Consider the following 18913-nt stretch of genomic DNA (forward strand, 5'->3'; position numbering starts at 1 on the left):
CTTATTCATAGGTTACGACTGTGACGGCACCCTTGTCATACTCAGCGATAAAGATATTGGCTACATTGTCATGCCCTTGCTTGCTGAGGTTATCAAGCAACCACTCTTCGCTACGACCAATCGATTCCAAAACATCAACTTGAATCACACCGTCAGTCACAACTGGATACTTAGGATTTTCATCTCCCATTTGGACCACGATGAGTTGGCCATTTTGCTCCTGCACAGCTCGTTTGACCTGTTTCATCTGGAAAATTCCTTGGCTACGAAGTTTGAGAGCAACTTCTGCTGCAGACAAACCAACTGAACGACAGGCTTCTGGGTCAATCTGCCCATTTTTGATAAGGAGAGTTGGTTTTCCATCAATCAAGCGTTTGACAAAGCGAACATTGTTATTGAGCCACTTGAGGGTCAAGACCAAAATCGTCCACATCATCAAAATCACTGCGTACTGCAGAATGCTGATTGAACTATTGTAAATCACCCCACCGATGATACCACCGAGAACATAGTTTTGAATTTGGTCTGTCGCAGAGTTAGGTGCTAGGTTTCCTTTTCCTGTCACATTGATCACGAAAACCAGCGAGAATAGACCCAAGGCCAGTTTGATTAAAATTTCCATATAGTTGAGTGTCATTTGTTTACCTCCACCAATTCAATAGCGTCTGTTTGATTCAATTCTAATTTCTCTAAAAGATACTTGTCTGGTTGGCTCCCGTTCATGGCGCGGTAGAAATTTGGACCTACCTTGACAAGCGCTCCATCAGTGGCTGCAGAAGTATTGACATAAACTTCTGATTTATCCACTCCCAAGTCTTTGGAAACAACCTCTATGAAATGAAGGGAGGTTTGAAATTGGTTGTTAGAGGCTTGATTGGTCTGGTATTTTGAGATTGTCACCAAAAGCATGGCCACCAAGGTCAAGGCCAAAATCATGACCAATTCCCGAAACTTAGTCCCCTTTTTATCTCGATAGGCTTTAAAAGCAAAAAATCCTGTGATAGCTAGGAGAACAATTCCAAAGCCAATCATGATGCCATTTTGCTGACTGATTTGGCTAAGTACATAGTCATATGAGTAAAATTTCATTTATTTTCACTCCCTTTCATAAAATCATTCTTAATTATAAACGAAAGAGAGTGATTTTTCAAGCCATACGTTGGGGAAATGGACCTTTTTTTGGTATAATAAAATCTATAATCTGAATGAAAAAGGTAACTTTATGAAACTCATCTCATGGAATATTGATTCCCTCAATGCTGCCCTAACTAGTGACTCAACTCGTGCCAAATTGTCCCAAGAAGTACTACAAACCTTGGTCGCTGAAAATGCTGATATCATCGCTATCCAAGAAACCAAGCTTTCTGCCAAGGGTCCTACTAAAAAACACTTGGAAATTTTAGCTGAACTCTTTCCAAACTACGAAAACACGTGGCGTTCTTCTCAAGAACCTGCCCGCAAAGGCTATGCTGGAACCATGTTCCTTTATAAGAAAGAACTCACACCCACTGTCACTTTTCCAGAAATCGGTGCCCCTTCTACCATGGACTTAGAAGGTCGCATCATCACTCTAGAATTTGATGAATTTTTCGTGACCCAAGTTTACACTCCAAACGCTGGCGACGGCCTCAAACGTTTGGAAGAACGCCAAGTCTGGGATGTCAAATATGCGGAGTACTTGGCTGAACTAGACAAAGAAAAACCAGTCCTTGCGACCGGTGACTACAATGTAGCCCACAATGAAATTGACCTTGCAAATCCTGCCAGCAACCGCCGTTCACCTGGATTTACCGACGAGGAACGTGCTGGATTTACCAACCTTTTAGCAACTGGATTTACTGATACCTTCCGCCACATTCACGGCGATGTTCCAGAACGCTACACTTGGTGGGCACAGCGCAGCAAGACCTCTAAAATCAATAATACTGGCTGGAGAATTGACTACTGGCTCACAAGTAACCGCATCGCTAACAAGGTGACTAAGTCTGATATGATCGACTCGGGAGCTCGCCAAGACCATACACCTATTGTCATGGAGATTGAACTCTAAGGAGAAAACGAATGGACTATCAAGCTGTCATTCCTGAATTTGTAGTATCTGACATCGAAAAATCACGCCACTTCTACTGCAACCTGCTAGGATTCTCTGTCGAATACGAGCGTCCAGAGGAGAAATTTCTCTTCCTCTCGCTTGAAGACTGCCAACTTATGCTAGAAGAAGGCAGCGTAAAAGAATTAGCTCAGCTGACCTATCCTTTCGGGCGCGGTGTCAATATTTCCTTTGGCATTGCAGATGTTCCTCAGCTCCACCAAAAACTGCTGGAAGCTGACTATCCTATCCATCGTCCCCTGACAAAAAGAGAATTTCGAGTAGGAGATAGTTTTATTTATCCCCATGAATTTGCAGTCTTGGATCCAGATGGCTATTTTTTAAGATTTAGCGAGTAGAAAAATAGAAACCTACAATACTGTATCGTGTTGTAGGTTTTTGTTCGTTCGTTTTTTTGGTAAATTCGCAAACTAAGTTCCACCGCTAGTAGAAGTGGAAGTTAGTCTGATAAAAATCCTAAAAACCAGTGGAAATCCGTGTCAGGGTAAGTTCCACTGGTTTTACTAATGCTTGATTTCATCGCTTTTGTAACCAAAAGGAATCGAAAAAAAGAGCGCACAAAATCCCCTCATCTGAAAGCGTTTCAGATTAAGTTCCGCTATGGTGGAAGTTAGTGTGAGACGTTTGAATGCGGTTAAAGGTTAGTTTTTAGAACTTATGTTGGAGTAATTTCGAAGACTGACAGACGTCTTCTGCAGGTATTTTAGAAATACCTAGAAGCTTAGGAATCTCTTCTCCATAGGTAAAGGCAAAGAGCTCATAGGCTGACTTTCCATTCAAAGCAGCACGTTTGACACTGTTGACATGAGAGCAGACGAGATTGATGTCCTCTTGAGTTAAGTTGTCAAAAGCAGTTCCCTTAGGTAGAATGTCTCGAATCAGTGTGTGGTTTTTCTCAATTCTCCCTTTCTGGTCAGAGCGATTAGGGTCACAAAAGAAGAGTTTACTCTCTCCTCGCACATCCATTTCGATATCATCAACCCTGGCAAACTCTCCACCATTATCGGTAAGAATGACAGGAAAGAGTTGGAAGAAATCTTTATCAGCTTCATGAAGAGTGTTCTTGATGGTATAGAGGTGTTTGGTAACCTCAAGGGCAGTTTTATTATCCAGAAGCCTAGCGAAGATAAAGTTACAGAAAGACAGGTTGAAGGTAAGTAGGACTTTACCTCCCATCCTCCCCAGAACTGTGTCCATTTCCAGCCAAGAGTCTAGTTGATTAAGGACTAAATAGTTTTGGAAATCCTCATAGGAACGGCCTTTTTTAGCTTCTTTAGGGATGGAAGGTAGTTTCCTTTTCCGTCTTTCTTTGAATTTAACGGCTCTGGCTAGGTCAATATGAGCGATAGATAGGTATCCTTTTCGGATGTGTCGATAGACGGTTGAGGAACTGACATCAAGGTTATGAGTTTTGAGGATATGATAGATGTGTTGTCCCTTTTTAACACCATCAGAAATGACTTTGTCCATGTCCCAGAAGGCCTTGGAATTAAGGGGAGTTCCTTCACGAGCTTCGACAAGAGTTTGTTCGTACTGTTTTTGAGCTTGTTTAGCAAGGTAGAAGATTTTTTTAAATCCACAATTTTGTCTTCTTTTAGGGCATCCATTACAGACAAAGGGAGCCTTATCGAGTAAAGGGCAAGGAAGGTTATCGCATGTAGACTCTCGGACTTGTCTGTTTCGTTTGACTTCTTTGGAAACAGTAGTTGGGTCTTTTAGAATGGATTGTCCGATAGCTTTGAAGGTTTCACCGCGCTCTAAGCCTAATTGGATATCATTACGGTCTGAAAGGGTAAGGTGTTTATGTTTTGTCATAGTAGACCTCATTTCTAACTCAAACGTCTCACACTTAATTCCACCATAAAAATCCGTTTTAGACTAATTTCCACTTTGGTCAGGCAAGTGGAAGTTAGTTTGAGAAATTAGCCGTTCGTTTTTTTTATCTAAACACTAACAAAATCTTTGATTTCTAAAGTTATTTAGTGTAAAATAAAAACATTGGCACAAGCCTGTTTAAAATTGAATATCATTTTACTTGTTTATGTCGTGAATTGGCACGACGTTTCTACAAGGTGCCGGAACACCTAACAATAAGTAAGTCAGAAGTGAGGTATGGTCGTTTTTGCCATGCCTATTTTGGGGACTTGCTTAGAGATTAAGTAGGTCCTTTTTCTATCAGTTTTACTGGATAGAAATCTGAAACAAGCAAATGGATTAGCTTTTAGACTTTAGGAGGTCTTATGAAATTATTAGAAGAGCGCATCCTCAAGGATGGGCATATCTTGGGTGATAACATCCTCAAGGTGGATTCCTTTTTAACCCACCAAGTTGACTATCAATTGATGCGAGAGATTGGAAAGCTCTTTGCGGAAAAATTTGCTTCTACTGGTATTACCAAAGTCGTGACCATTGAAGCGTCGGGTATTGCCCCAGCCGTTTATACAGCTGAAGCCTTAAACGTTCCCATGATTTTCGCTAAAAAAGCTAAAAACATCACTATGAACGAAGGTATCTTAACTGCCCAAGTCTACTCCTTTACCAAGCAGGTGACTAGCACCGTTTCCATCGCTGGAAAATTCCTCTCACCCGAGGACAAGGTCTTGATTATTGACGATTTCCTTGCTAATGGCCAAGCTGCCAAAGGCTTGATTCAAATCATCGAACAAGCTGGTGCCACAGTCGAAGCTATCGGTATTGTGATTGAAAAATCCTTCCAAGATGGCCGTGATTTGCTTGAAAAAGCAGGCTATCCTGTCCTATCACTCGCTCGTTTGGATCGTTTTGAAAATGGTCAAGTCGTATTTAAGGAGGCAGATCTCTAATGCAAACTCAAGAAAAACACTCGCAAGCAGCCGTTCTTGGCTTGCAGCACTTACTAGCCATGTACTCAGGATCCATCCTGGTTCCCATCATGATTGCGACAGCCCTTGGCTATTCAGCTGAGCAGTTGACCTACCTGATTTCCACAGATATCTTCATGTGTGGGGTGGCAACCTTCCTCCAACTCCAACTCAACAAATACTTTGGAATTGGTCTACCAGTCGTTCTCGGAGTTGCCTTCCAATCCGTCGCTCCCTTGATTATGATTGGGCAAAGCCATGGTAGTGGTGCTATGTTTGGTGCCCTTATCGCATCAGGGATTTACGTGGTTCTTGTTTCAGGCATCTTCTCAAAAGTGGCCAATCTCTTCCCATCTATCGTAACAGGATCTGTTATTACCACGATTGGTTTAACCTTGATCCCTGTCGCTATTGGAAATATGGGAAATAACGTTCCAGAGCCAACTGGTCAAAGTCTCTTGCTTGCAGCTATCACTGTTTTGATTATCCTCTTGATTAACATCTTTACCAAAGGATTTATCAAGTCTATCTCTATTTTGATTGGTTTGGTTGTTGGAACTGCCATTGCTGCTAGCATGGGTTTGGTGGACTTCTCTCCTGTTGCGGCAGCACCACTTGTCCATGTCCCAACTCCCCTCTACTTTGGGATGCCAACCTTTGAAATCTCATCTATTGTCATGATGTGTATCATCGCAACGGTGTCTATGGTTGAATCGACTGGTGTTTACCTAGCCTTGTCTGATATCACAAAAGACCCAATCGACAGCACGCGCCTGCGCAACGGTTACCGCGCAGAAGGTTTGGCCGTACTTCTCGGAGGAATCTTTAACACCTTCCCTTACACAGGATTTTCACAAAACGTTGGTTTGGTTAAATTATCAGGTATCAAGACTCGCCTGCCAATCTACTACGCAGCTGGTTTCCTCGTTCTCCTTGGACTCCTTCCTAAGTTTGGCGCCCTTGCCCAAATCATTCCGAGCCCTGTCCTCGGTGGTGCTATGCTGGTGATGTTTGGTTTTGTATCTATTCAAGGGATGCAAATCCTCGCTCGTGTTGACTTTGCTAACAATGAACACAACTTCCTTATCGCAGCTGTTTCAATCGCTGCAGGTGTCGGTCTAAATAACAGTAATCTCTTTGTCAGCATGCCGACAGCCTTCCAAATGTTCTTCTCAAACGGAATCGTCGTAGCCAGCCTACTCGCCATTGTCCTCAATGCCGTATTAAATCATAAAAAGAAATAAGAAAAAGAGGTGTGAACCTCTTTTTTGTTTATCTATATCCTCACCTGTCTATCTTCTGACCGCTGGCCTGTGACAAACATGGTAAAGGTTGCTTTGCAGACATTTCTGCCTTCTTGATTGGTAATATCGACATCCACCACACAGGTTGTGCGACCTTGATGGACGCATTCTCCTTTAATGGTCAACACGTCGTCGAGTTTTCCTGCTTTAAGGTAGTTGATAGAGGATTGGAGTGTCACTCCATCAAGCCCCAAAGATATGACCACCAAACCGCTGATCTGGTCGCAAAGGGTAAAGAGATAGCCACCATGGGCATTGCCATAGTAGTTGAGCGACGAGTCCACTACTTTGGTCGTCACCACAACGTGACCATCTCTCATTTGTTCAATTTCGTAATTTTCAAAGGCAGATATAGCATCAAAATGAAAATCTTTCATGGTTTCCTCCTGATATTTCAAACGACACTATGATACTACTTTTTATAGGACTGTGCAAGGAGAAAGCTCCTAGTCTGGCAAAATTCCGACCTGCTCCACAAAGTGCATAAAGGCCGCCTGTCCCTGCTCTGTCTGCTTGTAGACTCCTGCATCCTCAAGTACACGCGCAAAGATAGCCCCCACAGAGTCCTTGACGATTTCAAGGGCTTTCTCTTTATCTGTTAGGTCTGGATATTGGGCTCTAAGTTGATCTGCCCATTCCTGATGATAATCGGCAACTGTAACAGCTTCTCCTACAAGATAGCTAGCGACTTGCTCCACTTCTTCTTTCAGACGTGGTGGCAAGATTGCCAAGCCCATGACCTCAATCAAGCCGATATTTTCCTTCTTGATATGTTGGACATCCTTGTGGGGATGATAGATGCCATCAGGATGCTCTGGCGATGTCTGATTGTCTCGCAAGACTAAGTCCAACTCAAATTGTCCATTGCGTTTACGTGCAATTGGTGTGATGGTGTGATGCGGTGTCCCGTCTGTCTCTGCCAAAATCTGCACTTCAGGGTCTGAATACTGGCGCCATTCTTGCAAAATCTTATCAGCTAAGTTGATCAAATCTTCTTTGGAACCCGAAGTCAAACGTAGGACAGACATAGGCCACTTGACAATCCCAGACTTGACCTGCTCAAAACCAGCAAAAGAGAAAGTCTTTTGCAAGGGAGCCAATTCCATAGGAAAAACATGTCGTCCCCCCTGATAGTGATCGTGAGTTAGAATAGAGCCCCCCACAATCGGCAGATCGGCATTAGATCCTGCAAAATATCCTGGAAACTGCTCTACGATAGCCAACAAACGTTCAAAGCTCTGACGACTAATCGCCATGGGACGATGCTGGCCATCTAAGAAAATACAATGCTCATTAAAGTAAGCATAGGGCGAATACTGGAAGCCCCACTCCTGACCAGCCATTTCAAAACGGATAATACGGTGGTTACTGCGAGCTGGGTGGTTAACTCGACCATGGTAGCCTTCATTTTCAATACAGAGCTGACACTGAGGATAATTACTAGCTTGCACCAACTTGGCTGCCACAATCTCTTTCGGATCCTTTTCAGGCTTAGAGAGGTTGATGGTAATTTCAAGTTCACCGTAATCAGATGGAACACGATAAGCGATATTTTTAGCAATGGCCTTGAGTTTGATGTAGTCATTCTTCTGACTGAGTTGGTAGAAATTCGCTATCGCTTGCTCAGGAGAGTGGGCATAGGTTGACCAGAAGTTACGATTGACCTGACTCGGACAAGGAGTTACCAAATCCATCAGTTCAGCACCGAGGATTTCACGCGCAGTCTGACTATCTTCAATCGTCTCTAATCGAACGGCTTCCTCAACCAGCTGGTCCTTAAGGTCAATCAATTTATCCAGATTGGTCTCAACTTCCAAAACACCATCTCCCACTCGTGCCAAGACACGATTGGTCAGGTAGATTCGATCCATTTCCTCAAATGAACTTTCAGAAATGACATGTGTTACAAATTTATCTACTAAGGTCACTATAGAGCCTCCTTTTGACTAGTCAAGGACGCGAGTGCCACCTGCAACTTCAGCGATATAGAAGCTTGGAGCGTAGCCAACTACTTCCTCGTAGTGTTTGCCAACAGCTTCCTTAAAGGCATCAACAGCATCTTTTTGCACCAAAGCAATGGCACATCCGCCAAAACCTGCCCCTGTCATACGAGCACCGAGAACACCTTCCTGAGCCCAAGCAGTATGAACGAGGGTATCCAATTCCAAACCAGTCACTTCATAGTCATGTTCTAGAGAAACGTGTGACGCATTCATCAAGCGACCAAATGTTTCCAAATCACCTGCTTGAAGGGCTGCTTGAGCTTTAAGGGTACGTTGGTTTTCAAGCACAGCATGGCGAGAACGTTTCAAACGATTTTCGTCTTTAATCAGATAGCTGTATTGGTCAAAGGCCCACTCATCCAATTCACCCAAGGTCTGAATATCTAAGGCTGCTTGCAATTCTTCCACTGCTTTTTCACATTCAGCACGGCGTTCATTATATTTAGAATCCGCCAATTCACGACGTTTATTGGTGTTCATAATAACAACGACATTATCCTTCAAATCAAGTGGCACCAAGTCATACTCCAAGGTATTAGTATCTAGGTAAATAGCACGTTGGTCTGCACCTATACCGATAGCAAATTGGTCCATAATGCCAGAGTTGACTCCGATAAAATTGTTTTCTGTTTGCTTTCCGATTTTAACCAAATCGAGACGCTCTAATTTTAAATCAAAAAGATACTCTGCCACGACTCCTGTTAAGAGTTCAAGGGATGCTGAAGAAGACAAGCCAGCACCATTTGGGATATTCCCATAAACATAAAGATCAAACCCTTTGTCAATCACATGCCCAGCTTCTTGCAAGAAATGAAGAACCCCTTTTGGATAGTTAGTCCAGTTGTGCTCTTTTTCAAACTTGAGGTCAACAAGAGGCACTTCGATAATCCCCTTTTCTTCAAAGTTAGCTGAGTAGAAACGCAAGACTTGGTCATCACGCTTACGAGCTGCACCGTAAGTTCCCAAGGAAATCGCAGCAGGAAAAACGTGCCCACCGTTGTAGTCTGTGTGTTCACCAATCAAGTTGATGCGGCCTGGTGAAAAGAAAGTTTGGTCTGCTTCTTGACCAAAAACGGCAAGAAATTCTTTTCTAAGGGCTTTAGCAGTAAGATGTTGTGTCATATGATTTCTCCTTTGACTGTCCGTTAAGTCACCTTAACGTGTAATCGTTTTCTTCTATTGTATCCAAGGGATTTCCCAAGGTCAATCCTTTTTACTAAAATTTTACTAAAATGTAGGTAAAAAGCAGAAAAATATGATATACTAACCTCATCAAGGAGGATTTATGGCTACCTTAAAAGACATTGCACAGCTAGCCTCTGTCTCTATCGCGACCGTATCCCGCGTCCTCAATCGCGACCAGAGCCTATCTGTTACAGAAGAAACCAGACACCGTATTTTAACCGTTGCTGAAGAGCTGGGCTACACCAAGCACCTCAAGACAGGCGAGTCCCACAAGCCCAAGCAAAAGATTGCCATTATCCAATGGGTCAGCGAACAAGGGGAGCTAGACGACCTCTACTACTACCAGATTCGCCTAGGAATAGAAAAACGAGCCCAAGAGTTGGACTATGATATCTTGCGCTATTTTAATGACCATCCTTTTACCCTAAGCGAGGAAGTGATTGGGATTCTCTGCATCGGAAAATTTAGCCGAGCTCAGATTTCTGCCTTTGAAGAATACCAAAAGCCTCTAGTCTTTCTAGACAGCGATACACTTTCCCTGGGACATACCTGCATTATCACAGACTTTTACACTGCCATGAAGCAGGTTGTCGATTATTTCCTCAGCCAAGGAATGGACCGTATCGGGATTCTAACAGGCCTTGAAGAAACAACCGACCAAGAAGAAATCATTGAGGATAAGCGGCTGGAAAATTTCAGAAACTACAGTCAAACAAAAGGAATCTACCATGATGAACTGGTCTTTCAAGGAAACTTTACTGCTCAGTCTGGCTATGACTTGATGAAGGAGGCTATTCAGAGTTTGGGAGACCAACTGCCACCAGCATTTTTTGCAGCCAGCGATAGTTTAGCCATCGGTGCCCTCCGTGCCCTCCAAGAAGCTGGAATCAGCCTGCCAGACCGCGTCAGTCTTATTTCCTTTAACGACACCAGCCTGACCAAGCAGGTTTATCCTCCCCTTTCCAGCATCACCGTCTATACCGAAGAAATGGGCCGAGCAGGTATGGATATTCTTAACAAGGAAGTACTTCACGGTCGCAAAATCCCTAGCCTGACCATGCTGGGAACCAGACTGACTCTGAGAGAAAGTACAAGGAATGAATAGGATAACAAAACGACCTCTAGCGAGGTCGCTTTTCTAATGATGATGCCCATGCTTCTGCTCTAATTCTCTCACCCTCCGCTTATGTTGCGCATGATTGCTTTGACTGCTATCTACTTCAATAGTGATATTCTGCACGCCTCTTTCTTCTAAACATTGACGCACCACTTCTTTGGTTTCCATCATCTGTTCCCAGTCCTTGATACAAATGTGAACAATAGCATTATTCTCTAGACCATCCATGGACCAAATGCTAAGTTGATTGACACTGTTGACATTGGGTAGAGCCTCTAAATCCTTCTCCAAATCACTTGTCTCGACTCCTTCTGGCACAGCATCTAGGAAAATTTTCAGTGCGCTCCAAAAGCGAGGAATGGCTTTCGACAGAATAAAGATAGAAATAACTAGTGATAAAAGCGGATCGAGGATATACCAGTCCGTAAATCGAAGAATAATCGCCATTAGAATGACGGCCAACCAACCAAGAGTGTCTTCCAAAAAATGCAGGCTAAGAATTGACTCGTTCTTTGTTTTCCCCTTACGAACTACCAGACTTGCTAGCACATTAATGGCTACTGCAATGATTCCCAGCCAGAGGATGCCTTCCTCATTGACGGGTTGCGGGTGAACAATCTTTGTGACATTTTCCAAGATCACTAGGACAGACCCTATCATAAGAATCACAGCCGTTAGCATGGCTCCTAAAAGACTAAAACGTTTGTAACCCAAGGTGTACTGTCTATCTTCTTCACGGTTTGAAATTGTTTCTAAAAGGGCTGAGATGCCAATGGCTATAGCATCTCCCAAGTCATGAACGGAATCAGCAAGAACTGCACTCGAACCAAAGATTCCTCCTGCGATAAACTCAACAATCGCATAGCTTAAATTTAAGAAAAAAGCTAACCAGATAGATGTTTTAGAACTCATTTCTCTCCCTCCTTTGGTATAATGGGTATATACATACTTCTTTCATTTGTATTATCTAATAAAATTCAAAGAAAGGATAGAAGCAAACTGTCAGCCATGTTCAGTTCTGAACAGTTTGTCTCAAGTGTCTACATGCCAAAAAGAGACCGTCGAGTCAGCAAGACGAAAAAAGCCATCTATCAAGCTTTTTTACAACTTTTGAACGACAAAGGCTATGATGCCACTACTGTTCAGGATATCATTGACCTAGCAGATGTTGGGCGTTCTACTTTTTACTGTCACTATGAAAGCAAGGAACTCCTTTTAGATGAGCTCTGTCGCTACCTCTTTCATCATCTCTTTGAAAGGGAAGGACACTTTACTACCGAGGACTACCTCGCACATATCTTTTTACATTTTCAGAAAAACCAGGACCATGTTACCAGTCTGCTATTTTCCAAAAATGACTACTTCCTCCGTCAACTCCATAAAGAGCTAGAACACCATGTCTATCCCATGTTGGCTGATGAGTTAAAAGAAGCCCACACTAATCTGCCTACTTCTTACCTCCAACACTTGGTCGTGTCCAACTTTATCGAGACATTGACCTGGTGGCTCAAAAAAGGACAAGACTTTACATACCAGGAAGTTGTCCAGTTTTATCTAGACCTTCTCATTCCTAAAAATTGAATACAGAGTAGAGCTCAGTTGTCTTATTTCTAGGCTACTGAGTTTTCATCTTTTCAACAATCAAAAAAGCCCAGACAACATTGTCTGAGCAGTTTTCTATATGGTCGTTTAACAAAGTTGAGTTTGACATTTTCAAACTATTTCTTCAACAAACCTTGTTCTTGTAGAAACTCCTTGGCTACTTGTTCTGCTGACTTGCCTTCAACACCGACTTGGTAGTTGAGCTGGCTCATCTGGCTTTCAGTAATTTTACCAGCCAATTTATTGAGAACTGTTTCCAACTCTGGATGTTTCTTGAGGAGAGCTTCTTTCATTAGTGGAGCCCCTTGATAAGGTGGGAAGAGTTGCTTGTCATCTTCCAAAACCTGTAAATCGTAACGTGCCAATTCCGCATCAGTCGAATAGGCATCCGTGATTTGAATATCGCCCGACTGAATAGCCTGATAGCGAAGGGCTGGCTCCATGGTCGCTACATTGAGATTGAGACCATACATTGACTGCAAGCCCTTATTTCCATCTTCACGGTCATTAAACTCAAGTGTAAAGCCTGCCTTTAGCTGCCCTTCCACTTTTTTCAAGTCCGAAATGGTCTTCAAGCCATATTCTTGAGCGATCTTTTTCGGAACAGCTACAGCGTAGGTATTTTGATAAGACATAGGTTTGAGATAGGCTAGATGATCCTGTTTGGCAATACCATCACGCGCCACCTGATAAACCTGATCTGGCTCATGACTCACTTTAGGTGATGGTTGCAGCAAACTTTCAGTCACCGTACCAGTAAATTCAGGATAGATGTCAATATCGCCTTTTTTCAAAGCTTCATAAAGAAAGCTTGTTTTCCCAAAATTCGGTTTAACAGTCGCAGTCATACTGGTGTTTTCTTCAATCAGCAACTTATACATATTGGCCAAAATTTCTGGTTCCGGTCCCAATTTACCAGCAATAACCAAGTTTTCTTTCTCATTTTGAGCCAAGAGGGCTGGACTATAAGACAAACCGAGCAATATGGTCACCAAGGCAAAACCAGAAAAAATCGTCCGCAATTTTGCTTTTTCCATCACTTTTAGTAGGAAGTTAAAGGCAATGGCTAGCACTGCAGAAGAAAGTGCCCCAATCAAAATCAGACTGGCATTATTACGGTCAATTCCCAAAAGGATAAAGGAACCCAGCCCCCCTGCACCAATCAAGGCAGCCAAGGTTGCCGTACCGATAATCAAGACAGCTGCCGTCCGAATCCCAGACATCATAACAGGCATGGCAAGTGGAATTTCAAACTTCTTGAGACGTTCCCATCTGGTCATCCCAAAGGCAATCCCAGCCTCTTGCAGACTCGGATCAATTCCCTTGAGTCCAGTGATGGTATTTTGTAAAATCGGAAAGATCGCATAGATCACTAGAGCTGTCAAAGCCGGCAAGGTTCCAATTCCCATCAAGGGGATAAAGAGCCCCAGCAAGGCCAGAGACGGGATGGTCTGGAAAATCCCTGCAATCTGTAAGACCCAATCCGCTAACTTCTCATGATATCGAAGATAAACAGCCAAAGGAATCGCTATAAAGATGGCCAGCAACAAGGTCAAAAGTGACAACTGCAAATGTTGAGATAGAGCTGTCAACCAATCACTAAAACGATCCTGAAAAGTTGCAATTAAATTAGTCATGAACACTACCTCCAAACAAGTCTGCTACAAAATCTGTTGCAGGAGCTTTTAAAATAGTCTCGGGATTCGCCACCTGGCAAATCTCTCCATCCTGCAAGACAGCAATACGGTCCGCCAATTTCAGAGCTTCATCCGTATCATGGGTTACAAAAATCGTTGTCATCCCAAATTCTTTATGCAATTCTTTCGTCAGAATCTGCAACTGTTTTCTCGAAATAGCATCCAAGGCTGAAAAAGGTTCATCCATGAGGAGAATCTTAGGCTGACCAATCATAGCACGAACAATACCGACCCGTTGCTGTTCTCCACCAGATAATTCACTAGGCAAACGATGCCCATACTCAGCTACTGGTAAACCAACCTTTGCCAAAAGCTCTTCAGTTTTCTGAGCAATTTCTTCCTTAGTCCAGCCCTTCATTTCAGGAATCAGGGCAATATTTTCCGCAACTGTTAGATTAGGAAAGAGAGCAATAGCCTGTAAAACATAACCAGTAGAAAGACGAAGTTCACGCTCATCATAGTCTTTGATACGCTTGCCATCCATATAAATATTTCCATCAGTCGGTTCCAAGAGGCGGTTGACCATCTTAATCATGGTCGTCTTACCGGACCCAGATGGACCAACTAAAACCATAAACTCGCCATTCTCAATCCGTAAATTAACATCTCTCAAGACATCTTTTTCTGTGTAGCGTAGCGCCACATTTTTGTATTCAATCATTCTGTATCCTCAATTTAAAATTTCCCTCTATTGGTCAAGTCTTCTACCTTAGGCATGACTTCCTTATTATCCCAATGTTCCACAATTTTCCCGTTTTCTAGACGGAAGATGTCATACTGGGCATAGGCAACTCCACCAATCTGAGTCTGACCATAGCTAACCACATAGTTTCCTTGTCCTAAGAGTTGGAAAACAAAGTCAAAAGTGGTCTTTACTTATAAACAGCTAATTTGCTCCATTTTAAACCTCATTTTCCTCCTCTTTCAGATTATCCAAAATTCTTTCTTGAAAGGCTTCAAACTGACGAATTTCTTCCTCTGAAAATCCTTTGTAAAAGATCGTATCCAATTTCTGACTGACACGATACCCCACTTCTTTCTGAGACTGCCCCAACTCTGTTAAAACTAAATACTTCTTACGCTTATCCTCTCCACATGGACTAACGGTTACAAGATTTTGTTCCTCTAGCTTTTTAATCATCGTCGTCAGCGTATTATTAGCAAGCCCAGTTGCCAGAGCAATATCTGTTGCAGTTGCGCAACCAGTTTTGCTATTCCATAAAACCGCTAAAATCTTCCCCTGTTCACTCCGATAAAGAGCTTCAGAATCTTGGTTCACTAACTTTTGAAAAATCCGTCCATTCAACAAACGAATATGATGGGCTACCAAATGACTATCTTTCATGACACCTCCAATTTATTTCGATATCGAAACGAATAAAATAATTGTAACACTCACTATTCCAATTGTCAACTATTTCGATTTAGAAATAATTTTTCCCAGTAAAAAAATCTCCTACTCAAGGTAGAAGATTTCAATCTTATAAAACTTAATCCGTCATGTCCGATACCAACGTTCGATGCTCCAATGGAACACTGCACATAACTAGCAAGAAAATGAAACCTGACTGAATCCAGAAGAGGGCCAGGTCAAAGATTCCGTGTACAGCAACCACTGTAAGGAAAGATAGATAAAGACCAATAATCGGACGTTTCCCCGACTCCTGACTCATATCCATCATCAAGCGAACAGGAGCCACAGAAGACAAAACTAGTAAAATAGTCCCCACAATTCCGTAACTCAGAATCGTATCAATATAAAGACTGTGAGCATGTTCATGATAAGGAGCATTTATTCTAGGATACGAGTGCATGTAGGTCAATGGCCCCTCACCCCAAAAAGGATTTTGCTTAAATAAGGCCATCCCAGCATCCCAGATAGAAATGCGTTCTTCCATAGAAGAGTCTAAAGTCCCCATCCGAACTCCTAAATCACTGGAAAAGAGGAAACTCAAGCCAATCGCAAAGACCCCAATACTAAGCCAAAAGGCCTTCCAGTTTTTAATGGTCGTAAAGAGATAAATAATGGCTCCAGCGATAATAGCAGGAAAGGCGGTTCGATTTTGAGTAAAGTTCAAACCAAAGAGATTCACAAAGCCTGCAAACACACAGAATACTTTCAACCAATTTAACTTGGTTGTTGTAAACAGATAGAAGGCAATCATGATACAGAAACAACAAATAATTCCATAATAATTAGGATTAAAGAAGGTCACTTCTGCTCTATTCTGATGCCAAACCTGCATATTGGGTGAAAGAAAAGCATAATTGAATTTCTTCACAATTTGGAAATGCTCTAAACTCGCAAAAGCAGCTGACAAGACGCTACCAAACAAGACGAGCTGCAAAATCAATCGAAAGAATTTATGTGATAAAATCGACTGATAGTGCAAAAAGAAAACAGTAAATAGAAAAATTCCTACTGAAGCCACAACTCCCATCCAATTTTGTGCAAAAACGGATATAACAGTACTATAGCCAAGAAAAAGAAGCAGCATCGGATGCTCCCCCATTTTCTGAAGAATACTTTTCATGTCTCCTGTGAAAATTAAACTGATAATATATAAACAGAATACAACTACAAAAAGATAAAAGGGTAAAAAGATACTCAGGATAATCCCCAATAAAATCAGCTCTTTACTAGACAACCCTTTCAGCTTTTCAATAAAGCCTATTGATTTCAAAACGAATCCTTTCTCTCCAAATCAATTGATTCAGATAATAGCAACTTACCCTTTATTGTACCACTTTTTTAGCAATTTGAAAACAAAGGAAACGTTTACTAGGTAAAAAAGGGAGCAAAAATACTGATATTTCAAAACTCAAACTTAATGACTAGATTTACTATAAGAAAATCATACCGTAAAGACTAGGTATATGTTAAAATAGTAGTAATATAATAAGGTTTTGACCAACTATCCGAACAATATTTAAATCATTTACAATTCCTAAAGAAAGGAAACACTATGAAATCCTACCAAGCCGTCTACAAAATTCTAGCTAAAGAAACCGACTATATCAGCGGAGAAAAGATTGCAGAAGAACTATCACTGACCCGAACATCAATTTGGAAAGCCATCAAGCGTTTAGAACAAGAAGGCATTGAAATTGATAGTATCAAAAACAAAGGCTATAAACTGGTGAATGGTGACCTTATTCTTCCAGAACTTCTAGAACAAAATCTTCCAATTAAAATCAGTTTTAAACCCGAAACAAGATCAACACAACTCGATGCAAAAGAAGCAATTGATTTAGTAAATGAAGCAAACACCCTCTATCTAGCTTCCTATCAAACAGCAGGACGAGGCCGTTTTCAACGTTCTTTCTACTCACCACAAGGTGGTATTTATATGACACTCCATCTTCAACCAAATCTCCCCTATGACCAATTACCATCCTACACACTACTTGTAGCAGGAGCCATCTACAAAGCCATTAAAAACCTAACTTTAATTGATGTCAACATAAAATGGGTCAATGATATCTACCTAAACAATCATAAAATTGGAGGGATCCTTACTGAGGCAATGACCTCTGTAGAAACTGGCTTAGTCACAGATATCATTATTGGAGTAGGAATCAACTTTACTATTAAAGACTTCCCTCAAGAATTAAAAGAAAAAGCTGCTAGTTTATTTAAAACACCAGCACCTATTACCAGAAATGAATTAATCATAGAAATCTGGCGCATTTTCTTTGAAACACCAGCAGAAGAACTATTATACCTATACAAAAAACAGTCATTCGTTCTAGGCAAAGAAGTTACTTTCACACTAGATCAAAAAGACTACAAGGGACTTGCTAAAGACATCTCTGAAACTGGAAAACTTCTAGTTCGATGTGATAACGGAAAAGAAATCTGGCTAAATAGCGGAGAAATTTCACTCAAGGATTGGAAGTAGTAATCCATAAATTCGATGATATATAAAACATTTAGCTTTCCTTCAACCCACTACAGTTGACAAAGAGCCAAAAAACTTCAGATAAGTAATCCAATTAAGTTTTACAAATCTGAAGTTTTAATTCTACTATTCTTAAAAATACAAAAAAAGAGTTATAAACTCTTAATGAAACGGAGAATAAGGGATTCGAACCCTTGCGCCAGTTACCCGACCTAACGATTTAGCAAACCGTCCTCTTCAGCCTCTTGAGTAATTCTCCTATTAATGGGCACGAGTGGACTCGAACCACCGACCTCACGCTTATCAGGCGTGCGCTCTAACCACCTGAGCTACGCGCCCAAGTTAAAAACTTGGTAATTTGAACAAAGTTCAAAGCGGGTGACGAGAATCGAACTCGCGACAACAGCTTGGAAGGCTGTAGTTTTACCACTAAACTACACCCGCATAGATACTATTAATAAAATGGCGCGAGACGGAATCGAACCGCCGACACATGGAGCTTCAATCCATTGCTCTACCAACTGAGCTACCGAGCCTTATTGCGGGAGCAGGATTTGAACCTACGACCTTCGGGTTATGAGCCCGACGAGCTACCGAGCTGCTCCATCCCGCGTTAATAAAAAGGAGGATGTGGGATTCGAACCCACGCACGCTTTTACACGCCTGACGGTTTTCAAGACCGTTCCCTTCAGCCGGACTTGGGTAATCCTCCATACTATTCATATGGACCTTGTAGGACTTGAACCTACGACCACTCGGTTATGAGCCGAGAGCTCTAACCAGCTGAGCTAAAGGTCCAACAAGATCATTATAGCGGCGAAGGGGATCGAACCCCCGACCTCCCGGGTATGAACCGGACGCTCTAGCCAGCTGAGCTACACCGCCATGTATCGGGAAGACAGGATTCGAACCTGCGACACCTTGGTCCCAAACCAAGTACTCTACCAAGCTGAGCTACTTCCCGAGTTAAATAGAAAAATGCACCCTAGAGGAGTCGAACCTCTAACCGCCTGATTCGTAGTCAGGTACTCTATCCAGTTGAGCTAAGGGTACTCATTAGTTTATGCCGAGGACCGGAATCGAACCGGTACGATCGTTACCAATCGCAGGATTTTAAGTCCTGTGCGTCTGCCAGTTCCGCCACCCCGGCCTC

18 protein-coding genes, 11 tRNA genes, 1 pseudogene and 1 riboswitch are annotated in these 18913 nt (G+C 42.2%); of the genes and pseudogenes, 7 read left to right on the forward strand and 23 right to left on the reverse strand.

Annotated elements, in window-relative coordinates; translation table 11 throughout:
- Position 1: 1 nt before the first annotated feature.
- Complete coding sequence (locus FQT24_RS05715) at positions 2-637, reverse strand: DUF421 domain-containing protein (RefSeq protein WP_143952452.1); 636 nt, start codon at positions 635-637, stop codon at positions 2-4.
- The gene (locus FQT24_RS05720) at positions 634-1089 is read right to left on the reverse strand and encodes a DUF3290 family protein (protein ID WP_000675332.1); all 456 of its coding nucleotides are present in this window, start codon (positions 1087-1089) and stop codon (positions 634-636) included. The genes FQT24_RS05715 and FQT24_RS05720 overlap by 4 nt, the downstream gene beginning before the upstream one ends.
- A gap of 133 nt (positions 1090-1222) precedes the next feature.
- Here FQT24_RS05720 and FQT24_RS05725 point away from each other — a divergent pair, with 133 nt between their 5' ends.
- Complete coding sequence (locus FQT24_RS05725; RefSeq protein WP_004241106.1) at positions 1223-2050, forward strand: exodeoxyribonuclease III; 828 nt, start codon at positions 1223-1225, stop codon at positions 2048-2050.
- 11 nt (positions 2051-2061) lie between these two features.
- Positions 2062-2448: a bleomycin resistance protein gene (locus FQT24_RS05730; RefSeq protein ID WP_000386225.1), complete on the forward strand. Its 387-nt coding sequence runs from the start codon at positions 2062-2064 to the stop codon at positions 2446-2448.
- A 310-nt stretch (positions 2449-2758) separates the two neighbouring features.
- Here the strand turns inward: FQT24_RS05730 and FQT24_RS05735 are convergent, their stop codons facing one another.
- Positions 2759-3925: an IS30 family transposase gene (locus tag FQT24_RS05735; RefSeq protein WP_143951979.1), complete on the reverse strand. Its 1167-nt coding sequence runs from the start codon at positions 3923-3925 to the stop codon at positions 2759-2761.
- Positions 3926-4125: 200 nt separating this feature from the next.
- Positions 4126-4221: riboswitch (purine riboswitch) on the forward strand.
- 129 nt (positions 4222-4350) lie between these two features.
- Here FQT24_RS05735 and FQT24_RS05740 point away from each other — a divergent pair.
- Both FQT24_RS05740 and FQT24_RS05745 read left to right on the forward strand, forming a co-directional pair.
- A complete protein-coding gene (locus FQT24_RS05740; RefSeq protein WP_143952453.1) occupies positions 4351-4932 on the forward strand; it encodes a xanthine phosphoribosyltransferase in 582 nt (193 codons plus the stop codon).
- Complete coding sequence (locus FQT24_RS05745) at positions 4932-6194, forward strand: nucleobase:cation symporter-2 family protein (RefSeq protein ID WP_001194477.1); 1263 nt, start codon at positions 4932-4934, stop codon at positions 6192-6194. The genes FQT24_RS05740 and FQT24_RS05745 overlap by 1 nt, the downstream gene beginning before the upstream one ends.
- 32 nt (positions 6195-6226) lie before the next feature.
- On the opposite strand, the gene FQT24_RS05750 is transcribed toward FQT24_RS05745, so the two are convergent.
- The 3 genes from FQT24_RS05750 to FQT24_RS05760 form a co-directional block, all read right to left on the reverse strand.
- Positions 6227-6631, reverse strand: coding sequence for a PaaI family thioesterase (locus tag FQT24_RS05750; RefSeq protein ID WP_000651223.1), 405 nt, complete (start codon positions 6629-6631; stop codon positions 6227-6229).
- Between the two features lie 69 nt (positions 6632-6700).
- A complete protein-coding gene (locus FQT24_RS05755; RefSeq protein ID WP_143952454.1) occupies positions 6701-8182 on the reverse strand; it encodes a UDP-glucose--hexose-1-phosphate uridylyltransferase in 1482 nt (493 codons plus the stop codon).
- An 18-nt stretch (positions 8183-8200) separates the two neighbouring features.
- A complete protein-coding gene (locus FQT24_RS05760; protein ID WP_143952455.1) occupies positions 8201-9379 on the reverse strand; it encodes a galactokinase in 1179 nt (392 codons plus the stop codon).
- A gap of 163 nt (positions 9380-9542) precedes the next feature.
- On the opposite strand from FQT24_RS05760, the gene galR reads away from it, so the two are divergent.
- Positions 9543-10547 carry a DNA-binding transcriptional regulator GalR gene (gene galR, locus FQT24_RS05765; RefSeq protein ID WP_143952456.1) on the forward strand — a complete coding sequence of 335 codons (1005 nt, stop codon included), beginning with the start codon at positions 9543-9545 and terminating at the stop codon, positions 10545-10547.
- A gap of 33 nt (positions 10548-10580) precedes the next feature.
- On the opposite strand, the gene FQT24_RS05770 is transcribed toward galR, so the two are convergent.
- On the reverse strand, positions 10581-11471 hold the full coding sequence (locus FQT24_RS05770) for a cation diffusion facilitator family transporter (protein WP_000095928.1): 891 nt from the start codon (positions 11469-11471) through the stop codon (positions 10581-10583).
- A gap of 132 nt (positions 11472-11603) precedes the next feature.
- On the opposite strand from FQT24_RS05770, the gene FQT24_RS05775 reads away from it, so the two are divergent.
- Positions 11604-12140 (forward strand): TetR/AcrR family transcriptional regulator, encoded by a 537-nt coding sequence (locus tag FQT24_RS05775; protein WP_004235331.1) that lies wholly within the window; start codon positions 11604-11606, stop codon positions 12138-12140.
- 137 nt (positions 12141-12277) lie between these two features.
- Here the strand turns inward: FQT24_RS05775 and FQT24_RS05780 are convergent, their stop codons facing one another.
- From FQT24_RS05780 to FQT24_RS05800, 5 genes and pseudogenes are all read right to left on the reverse strand, one after another.
- Positions 12278-13798 (reverse strand): ABC transporter permease/substrate-binding protein, encoded by a 1521-nt coding sequence (locus FQT24_RS05780; protein WP_033676412.1) that lies wholly within the window; start codon positions 13796-13798, stop codon positions 12278-12280.
- Positions 13791-14519 (reverse strand): ATP-binding cassette domain-containing protein, encoded by a 729-nt coding sequence (locus tag FQT24_RS05785; RefSeq protein WP_143952457.1) that lies wholly within the window; start codon positions 14517-14519, stop codon positions 13791-13793. The genes FQT24_RS05780 and FQT24_RS05785 overlap by 8 nt, the downstream gene beginning before the upstream one ends.
- Before the next feature lie 14 nt (positions 14520-14533).
- Positions 14534-14725 (reverse strand): annotated as a pseudogene (locus FQT24_RS05790) (nuclear transport factor 2 family protein); the annotation flags it as partial.
- Positions 14726-14759: 34 nt separating this feature from the next.
- Positions 14760-15203 (reverse strand): MarR family winged helix-turn-helix transcriptional regulator, encoded by a 444-nt coding sequence (locus tag FQT24_RS05795; RefSeq protein ID WP_143952458.1) that lies wholly within the window; start codon positions 15201-15203, stop codon positions 14760-14762.
- A 145-nt stretch (positions 15204-15348) separates the two neighbouring features.
- Positions 15349-16542, reverse strand: coding sequence for an O-antigen ligase family protein (locus FQT24_RS05800; RefSeq protein ID WP_004242420.1), 1194 nt, complete (start codon positions 16540-16542; stop codon positions 15349-15351).
- A gap of 282 nt (positions 16543-16824) precedes the next feature.
- On the opposite strand from FQT24_RS05800, the gene birA reads away from it, so the two are divergent.
- Positions 16825-17760: a bifunctional biotin--[acetyl-CoA-carboxylase] ligase/biotin operon repressor BirA gene (gene birA, locus FQT24_RS05805; RefSeq protein ID WP_143952459.1), complete on the forward strand. Its 936-nt coding sequence runs from the start codon at positions 16825-16827 to the stop codon at positions 17758-17760.
- 171 nt (positions 17761-17931) lie between these two features.
- Here the strand turns inward: birA and FQT24_RS05810 are convergent.
- From FQT24_RS05810 to FQT24_RS05860, 11 genes are all read right to left on the reverse strand, one after another.
- A tRNA-Ser gene (locus tag FQT24_RS05810) sits at positions 17932-18019 on the reverse strand.
- Between the two features lie 6 nt (positions 18020-18025).
- Positions 18026-18099 (reverse strand) — tRNA-Ile (locus FQT24_RS05815).
- 34 nt (positions 18100-18133) lie between these two features.
- A tRNA-Gly gene (locus tag FQT24_RS05820) sits at positions 18134-18204 on the reverse strand.
- 19 nt (positions 18205-18223) lie between these two features.
- Positions 18224-18296, reverse strand: a tRNA-Phe gene (locus tag FQT24_RS05825).
- 3 nt (positions 18297-18299) lie between these two features.
- Positions 18300-18373, reverse strand: a tRNA-Met gene (locus FQT24_RS05830).
- A gap of 9 nt (positions 18374-18382) precedes the next feature.
- Positions 18383-18472 (reverse strand) — tRNA-Ser (locus FQT24_RS05835).
- Between the two features lie 12 nt (positions 18473-18484).
- Positions 18485-18558, reverse strand: a tRNA-Ile gene (locus FQT24_RS05840).
- Positions 18559-18571: 13 nt separating this feature from the next.
- Positions 18572-18645, reverse strand: a tRNA-Met gene (locus FQT24_RS05845).
- A gap of 5 nt (positions 18646-18650) precedes the next feature.
- Positions 18651-18724, reverse strand: a tRNA-Pro gene (locus FQT24_RS05850).
- 15 nt (positions 18725-18739) lie between these two features.
- Positions 18740-18813: transfer RNA gene (locus tag FQT24_RS05855), tRNA-Arg, on the reverse strand.
- Positions 18814-18824: 11 nt separating this feature from the next.
- Positions 18825-18910: transfer RNA gene (locus FQT24_RS05860), tRNA-Leu, on the reverse strand.
- Between the last annotated feature and the right edge of the window lie 3 nt (positions 18911-18913).

It is taken from the genome of Streptococcus mitis (assembly GCF_901542415.1).
In the GTDB taxonomy this organism is placed as follows: Bacteria; Bacillota; Bacilli; order Lactobacillales; family Streptococcaceae; genus Streptococcus; species Streptococcus mitis_BL.